The sequence below is a fragment of the Sphaerobacter sp. genome (assembly GCF_019683595.1).
Taxonomy (GTDB): domain Bacteria; phylum Chloroflexota; class Chloroflexia; order Thermomicrobiales; family Thermomicrobiaceae; genus Sphaerobacter.
In genome coordinates, this window is the sequence record NZ_JADGHZ010000176.1 from 1 (window position 1) to 6,973 (window position 6,973).

A 6,973-nucleotide genomic window follows, 5' to 3' on the forward strand; every position below is an offset into this window, starting at 1 on the left:
TCGAGCACAAGTTCGGGACCACCGAGATCCCGGAGCAGCCGGAGCGCGTGGTCACGATCGGCTTCAGCGAGCAGGACCCGGTCCTCGCGCTCGGCGTCAAGCCGGTGGCCGTGCGCGAATGGTTCGGCAATCAGCCCTACGCCGTCTGGCCCTGGGCGCAGGACGAACTCGGCGATGCCACGCCGCAGGTGCTGGTCATGCCGTACGGCGAGTTGGACTTCGAGACGATCGCGGCACTCCGGCCTGACGTCATCATCGCGACGCACTCCGGCATCACCGAAGACGAGTACACGCGGCTGTCGCAGATCGCCCCGACGGTGGCGCAGTCGGGCGACTACCCCGACTTCGGCATGCCGTGGCAGGAGCAGACTCGGGTGATCGGCCGCGCGCTGGGCCGTGAGGCCGTCGCCGAGGAGCGCATCGCCCAGGTTGAGGCCGCCATCGCCGAGGCCGCATCGGCCCATGCCGAGTTTGCCGGGGCGACGATCGCGTGGGCGTCGCCCAGTGGCGACGGCCAGTTCTGGGCGGTCGGGCCGAACACGCCGCCAATGCGCTTCCTGATCTCGCTCGGCTTTGTCGTGCCGGACGACCTCGCGAAGGTCGTCGGGGACCTGGACTCGGCACAGATCAGCAAGGAGCAGATCAACCTCCTCGACACCGATGTCCTCATCATGCAGACGGATACGCCCGAGCAGCGCTCCGCCATTGAGGCCGATCCCCTCTACCAGCAACTCCGGGTGTCGCGCGAGGGTCGCACGATCTTCTTCGAACGCAGCGATGACCCGATCTACGGCGCCTTGAGTTTCAGCACCGTGCTGAGCCTGCCGTACCTGGTCGAGCGACTGGTTCCCCTGCTCGCCGCCGCGGTCGACGGCGATCCCAGCACCGAGGCGACATCGTGAGCAAAGTCACCAGCACGGCGCCGGCTCAATCAACCATGGCGCACCGGGGAACCCTCCCGGCGGCGAAGCTGGGAGCCACGCTCCTGCTCTGCGTCGCGGCGCTCGCTGTTGTGGCGGTGTTGAGCCTGCGAGTCGGGTCGATCGGTATCTCGAACGCGGACGCCTTCGATGCCCTGTTTCACTACAATCCCGCGTCCTACGAGCAGACGGTCGTCCGCACGCTGCGGCTGCCCCGGACGATCATCGGCTTAGGGGTCGGCGCCGCACTGGCGATGGCGGGCGCGGCGATGCAGGCGACTACGCGTAACCCACTGGCCGGTCCGGACCTGCTGGGCGTCAACAGCGGCGCGGCCTTCGGAATCGTCACCGCCGTCTACTACGGCCACCTGACCCACCCGCTCCAGTTCGTCTGGTTCGCGTTCGCGGGCGGCCTGGCTGCCGCGGCGGCAACGTACGCCTTCGGGTCTGCCGGACCCGGTGGCGCTACGCCGGTCAAGCTGGCACTCGCCGGCGTGGTCGTGTCATCTCTGTTGAGCTCCTGGCTCACCGCATTGCTCTTGCTGGACCAGCAGACGCTGGAGGTCGTGCGGTTCTGGCTCGCCGGGTCGCTCGCGGGCCGTGACGTCACGACCTTCACCTCCGTCCTGCCGTTCCTCCTGGTCGGGCTGATCGGCATGCTGGCCATGGCGAACCAGCTCGACATCCTCAGCATGGGTGAAGACACCGCGCGCTCACTCGGGATGCACACCGGAAGGGTCCGCGCGGTGGTTACCGCGCTGGTGGTCCTGCTCGCGGGTGCTGCGGTGGCCGCGGCAGGCCCGATCGGCTTCCTCGGGCTGGCCGTCCCGCACATCGTCCGCCTCTTCACCGGCCCCGATTACCGCTGGACTCTCGCGTACTGCCTGGTCGTCGGCCCGCTGCTGTTGCTGAGCGCGGACATCTTGGGGCGGGTGGTGGCCCGGCCGGGCGAAGTCCAGGTCGGGATCGTCACGGCCGTCCTCGGGGCACCGGTACTGATCGCGCTGGCACGCCAGCGCCGCGTCGCGGAGCTGTAGTGATGATGGCCCGCTCCACCAGCCCCTCGCCAGAGACCACGCCGCCATCGGTGCGCTTCGTCCAGCTCGGTGAGGTCGCGTTCCGGGTCAACACCCGTGTCCTCAGCATGATCGGCGTGGCGCTGGTGGTACTGGTGGCGTTGGGCGCGTGGGCGTTGACGCTCGGCAGCTTCCGCCTGTCTCTCCAGGCTGTCATCGACGCGCTCACCGGCGCGCACGCGGGCGACGCCCGGTTTATCGTGCGCGACCTGCGCCTCCCGCGGGTGCTGACGGCATCCTTCGTCGGCGCCGCGCTGGCCATGTCCGGGGCGATCTTCCAGGGGCTCGTGCGCAACCCGCTGGTGTCGCCGGACATCATCGGTGTGAACGCCGGGGCGTCCTTCGCGGCCGTGTTCTGGATCGTGACCGGACAGCCGTCGCCGCTGCTCCCGTTGATCGCCTTCGCCGGGGCGGTGACCACGACGGCAGCGATCTACCTCCTGAGCTGGCGGGGGAACATCGCCGGACCCCGCTTGATCCTGGTGGGGATCGGCGTCAACGCCATCCTGACCGCGCTCACCACCGGGTTAGTGGTCCGCGCCAACATCTACGAAGCCAGCCGTGCGCTCCACTGGACCACCGGCAGCGTGTACGCCGCCACATGGGGCGACGTGCGCGTGATGGTCGTGGTGCTAGCCGTCCTGGCGCCGGTGGGCGTGGGGTTGATGTGGGCGCTGCGGGTGATCCAGGTCGGCGACACCACGGCCCGCAGCGTCGGGCTGCCGCTGGAACGGACACGGCTCGCGCTGATCCTGGTCGGCTGCGCCTTGAGTGCGGGCGCCGTCGCGGTGGCCGGGCCGATCGGCTTCGTCGCGCTGATGGTGCCGCATATCGCGCGGATGATCGCTGGCCCGATGTCGGGCGGCGTCTTCATCGTCACGGGTGTGCTCGGCGCGCTGCTGGTCCTGGGCGCGGACATGGTGGGGCAGCACGCCCTCCCGGTCAGCGTCCCCGTCGGCGTCGTCACCGGCGCGGTCGGCGCACCGTACTTCCTCTTCCTGTTGTACCGGGCGAACACACGGGTTTAGGGGCGGCGGATGACGAGACTGCACGCAGACGAGATCACCCTCAGCTACGGTGGCCCGCAGGCCGTGATTCGGGATCTGACGCTCAAGGTCCCGGATGGCGCGGTTACCGCAATCATCGGCCCCAACGGGTGCGGCAAGAGCACCCTGCTCCGGGCGCTGGGCCGGCTCATGGCCCCGCAGCGCGGCGCGGTCCTGCTCGACGGCCATACGATCCACCGGCAGTCGACGAAGGAGGTCGCCCGCCAGCTCGGACTCCTGCCGCAGCAGCCGACGGCTCCCGATGCGATCACCGTCGAGGAGCTGGTGCGGCGCGGCCGCTACCCCCACCAGTCGATCCTGCAGCCGCTGAGCCGGGAGGATCGTGCCGCGGTCGAACGCGCGCTCGAGATCACGGGCATGACCGACCTGCGCCGCCACCCAGTCGACGAGCTGTCGGGCGGCCAGCGCCAGCGGGCGTGGATCGCCATGGCGCTGGCGCAGGAAACGCCCTTGCTGCTCCTGGACGAGCCGACCACCTACCTGGATATCGCCCACCAGCAAGAGATCCTGTCGCTGCTCCGCCGCCTGAACCGCACCGAAGGCCGGACGATCGTGCTGGTGCTGCACGACGTCAACGCCGCAGCCCAGGTCAGCGACCACGTTGTGGCCATGCGCGACGGCGCGATCGTCGCCGAAGGCCCGCCCGAGCGCGTCGTGACGCCCGAGATGATGGAGACGGTCTTCGGGATCGCGTGCGATATCGTCTACGTGCCGGAGACGGACCGCCTCGTGTCGGTGCCCCGGAGCTCCGCGGCGCTGACCGCGGAGCCACTCCCCACCCCGCCGATCGGCCGGCTGCGCTGCGACCGGCTCTGCTGCGGCTACGGGCAGCGCTGCATTGTGGACCAGGCACGCCTGACGATCCCCGCCGGCCGGGTGACCGCCATCGTCGGCCCCAACGCGAGCGGGAAGTCCACCCTGCTGCGCACGTTCGCCCGGCTGCTCAAGCCGATGTCGGGGACGGCCCTGCTCGACGACCGGTCGGTCGTCACCTGGTCACACCGGAAATTCGCCCAGCGGGTCGCGCTGCTGTCCCAGGATGCGGCGGTCCCCGACGGGGTCACGGTCGAAGACCTCGTGGCCGTGGGACGCTACCCCTATCAGCGGTGGTACCGGCAGTGGAGCCACGACGATCAGCAGGCGGTCGACGAGGCATTGGCCGCGACCGGGGTGGAGCACCTGCGCTGGAAGCCTGTCGACGCCATTTCCGGTGGGCAGCGACAGCGTGTGTGGCTGGCGATGGCACTCGCCCAGCAGACGAAGGTCTTGCTGCTGGACGAGCCGACGACGTTCCTCGACATCGCCCATCAAGTCGAGATGCTGGATCTGGTCTGGAACCTGAACCGGCGCGAAGGCCGGACGATCGTCATGGTCATGCACGACCTCAGCCAGGCGTGCCGCTACGCCGACCACATCGTGGTCATGAAGGACGGACAGATCGTGACGACCGGTACCCCGGCGGCCGTCCTGACACCGGCGCTGGTGCGCGATGTGTTCGGCGTCGAGAGCAGCGTGGTCGACGATCCCATGACCGGCCGGCCGCTCATCATCCCCGAACAGGCAGTGACGGCCGACGCGGCTGTCGCGGAGCGCGGCGGTCCTCCGGCCGCAGCCGCACAGAGGAGCATGGAATGGACCGAGCAGAGCGCGTGACCGGCATCCTGGCCGCGGAGGCAACGCCGCAAGCGACGATCCCGATCCAGGCCACCATCGAGCGGGTGGCCGCACGGGTGTCCGGTGTGAGCGTGTACTTCGGGCCCAGGCCTGACTCGTGGCGCCGCGCGGCCGCCATCGTGGACAGCCCCGCCGCCGTGAACGACTTGCTCGACGAGGTCTGCCGCCTGTACGAGATGGACAATCGGCAGGTGGCAGCCAGCTTCCTCGTCCTGGGCTATTTCTGGCACATCATGGCCGCGGCCACCGCCTGCTACCTGCTGGAGAACCGCGTCCCCGATCTGTCTGCCGGTGCCATCGCGCTCGACCTGCGGGGCGGCATCACGTTCCTCTCGCCCCACTGCTGGGCGCTGCCGGGTGATCCCGATGCGCAGCACCCCACCGTCACCGTTGTTGCGAACCAACAGGAACTGCGCGAGCGCTTGACCTCCCAGTTCGAGGAGCACGCTGCCCCCCTCTTCGCCACCCTCCGGTCCGTCGCTCCCTACGGCTTGAACGGGATGCGCGCGAACTACGCCGATCGGCTCGCCAGCGCCGTGATCTGGATCGCCGAGCAGGTGGGCGACCTCGACCTCGCGCGCCGCGAGGTTCCTGCCCTGGTGTCCCTGGCGCGGCCGAACGGGCGCACCGGCATTCTGGAGGTCGAGCACGCCGGGCGCAGCGGCATCTTCCTGAACCGTGGCGGCTGCTGCCTGAACTACCGCCTGCCCGGTCGAGAGAAGTGCGACACCTGCTGCCTGCGCCCCCTTGAGGAGCGGATCGCGCTCTGCCGCGCCTACCTGGAGGGGAACGGCCAGATTCACTAGCCCACCCGCCCTGGCTCACCCGGCGGCAGGGCGACCGCCATGAGCGCTCGGCCCGCCCCGGATGCTGGGCCGAACGGTTTGGGAGGTTTCCAGATTGGGAGGATGAGAGAGGAGCGAATTGATGCCGCATGACTTGCATGCCAGCGCGCAGGCGGGACTCCGCCGCCGGATTTCACGCCGCCGGCTCCTGCGCGGTGCGACGGCCCTGACCGCCGCCGTGCCGCTCGCTGCCCTGCTCGCGGCCTGCGGCGGAGACGACAGCACCGGCGGAGCCGCCACCACGGCCACCGAACCCGCCGAGGCCGGGACCGGTTCCGCCGCGACGCCAGCGAGCGCGTCGCCGACCGCCGCGACCAGCCCCGCGGCGTCGGGGGGTGAATGGAGCTTCACCGACGATCGCGGCATCACCGTCACCCTGCCCTCGCGGCCGGAGCGCATCGTCGCGCAGACCGCCGCGGCCGCCGCGCTGTGGGACTACGGCATCCGCGCCGTCGGCATCTTCGGGCCATATCGCGCGGAAGACGGCTCACCCGACTTCCAGGCCGGCAACATCGATCTCGACGCGGTCGAGTACCTCGGCGACTACGGCGAGATGGATCTGGAGAAGCTGATCGCCCTCCAGGCGGACGTCTATGTCGACTTCGCGCTGTACGACAAGCAGCTCTGGTACCTGGGCGACACCGAGTCCCGCGTGAAAGAGATCGTGCCCACGATCGGCATCTCGATGCAGGGCGTGTCGATCCTCACGTCCATCGAGCGGTTTGAGGAGCTGGCCGGTCTGCTCGGCGCGGACAGGTCCGCGCCGGACGTGGTCGAAGCCAAGGAGGAGTTCGCCGCTGCGGAGGCGGACCTGAAGGCCGCCATCGCGGAGAAGCCCGGCCTGCGCGTCCTGGTCGTCTCCAATTCACTCGACCAGCTCTACGTCGCCTCGCCCGAGTGGATGACCGACCTCCACTACTTCGCTGACCTCGGGCTCGATATCGTCAAGCACCAGACCAACGACTTCTTCGAGGCCCTGAGCTGGGAGCAGGCCAACAAGTACCCGGCGGACCTCATCCTGGTCGACCAGCGACCCGGCCTGCTCACCCAGGAGCAGCTCAACGCGATTCCGACCTGGACGAGTCTCCCGGCGGTGCAGGCCGGTCAGGTCGGCCCCTGGTACGCGGGCGCGCCCTACAGCCACAAGCGGTTCGCGCCCATTATGCGGGAGCTGGCCGAGATCATCCGGAAGTCGCGGGCCGACATCGTCTAGCCCGGACGGGGAATCTCGCAAACGTCCGCGCAGCCCTTGCTGCGCGGCTGCGTCTTTCCTCTCGACAACACCGCGGGACCATGCGTTGGGGGGGGGGCGCGGGGGGGGGGCCCCCCCCCCCCCCCCCCCCCCCCCGCGGGCGGGGCGCCCGCCGGGGGGGGGGGGGGTTTTTTTTTAA

At 69.7% G+C, this 6,973-nt stretch carries 5 protein-coding genes and 2 pseudogenes; all 7 read left to right on the forward strand.

Annotated elements, in window-relative coordinates; all coding sequences use genetic code 11:
* A partial coding sequence (locus IRZ30_RS14335) for an iron-siderophore ABC transporter substrate-binding protein (protein WP_294086136.1) occupies window positions 1-902 on the forward strand: 902 nt, incomplete at its 5' end.
* A complete protein-coding gene (locus IRZ30_RS14340) occupies window positions 899-1,957 on the forward strand; it encodes an iron ABC transporter permease (RefSeq protein ID WP_294086137.1) in 1,059 nt (352 codons plus the stop codon). The genes IRZ30_RS14335 and IRZ30_RS14340, both read left to right, overlap by 4 nt.
* Before the next feature lie 2 nt (window positions 1,958-1,959).
* Window positions 1,960-3,024 carry an iron ABC transporter permease gene (locus tag IRZ30_RS14345; protein WP_294086138.1) on the forward strand — a complete coding sequence of 355 codons (1,065 nt, stop codon included), beginning with the start codon at window positions 1,960-1,962 and terminating at the stop codon, window positions 3,022-3,024.
* Between the two features lie 9 nt (window positions 3,025-3,033).
* A pseudogene (locus IRZ30_RS17195) lies at window positions 3,034-3,783 on the forward strand (ABC transporter ATP-binding protein); the annotation flags it as partial.
* A 135-nt stretch (window positions 3,784-3,918) separates the two neighbouring features.
* Window positions 3,919-4,716: pseudogene (locus tag IRZ30_RS17200) on the forward strand (ABC transporter ATP-binding protein); the annotation flags it as partial.
* Complete coding sequence (locus tag IRZ30_RS14355) at window positions 4,695-5,543, forward strand: (2Fe-2S)-binding protein (RefSeq protein ID WP_294086140.1); 849 nt, start codon at window positions 4,695-4,697, stop codon at window positions 5,541-5,543. The pseudogene IRZ30_RS17200 and the gene IRZ30_RS14355, both read left to right, overlap by 22 nt.
* A 121-nt stretch (window positions 5,544-5,664) precedes the next feature.
* Entirely contained in the window at window positions 5,665-6,795 is a 1,131-nt protein-coding gene (locus IRZ30_RS14360) for an ABC transporter substrate-binding protein (protein WP_294086142.1), read from the forward strand.
* Window positions 6,796-6,973 lie beyond the last annotated feature (178 nt).

Coding starts and splice junctions, on each gene's coding strand:
- IRZ30_RS14345 (WP_294086138.1), top strand. CDS start 1,960: ATGATGGCCCGCTCCACCAGCCCCTCGCCAGAGACCACGCCGCCATCG.
- IRZ30_RS14355 (WP_294086140.1), top strand. CDS start 4,695: ATGGACCGAGCAGAGCGCGTGACCGGCATCCTGGCCGCGGAGGCAACG.
- IRZ30_RS14360 (WP_294086142.1), top strand. CDS start 5,665: ATGCCGCATGACTTGCATGCCAGCGCGCAGGCGGGACTCCGCCGCCGG.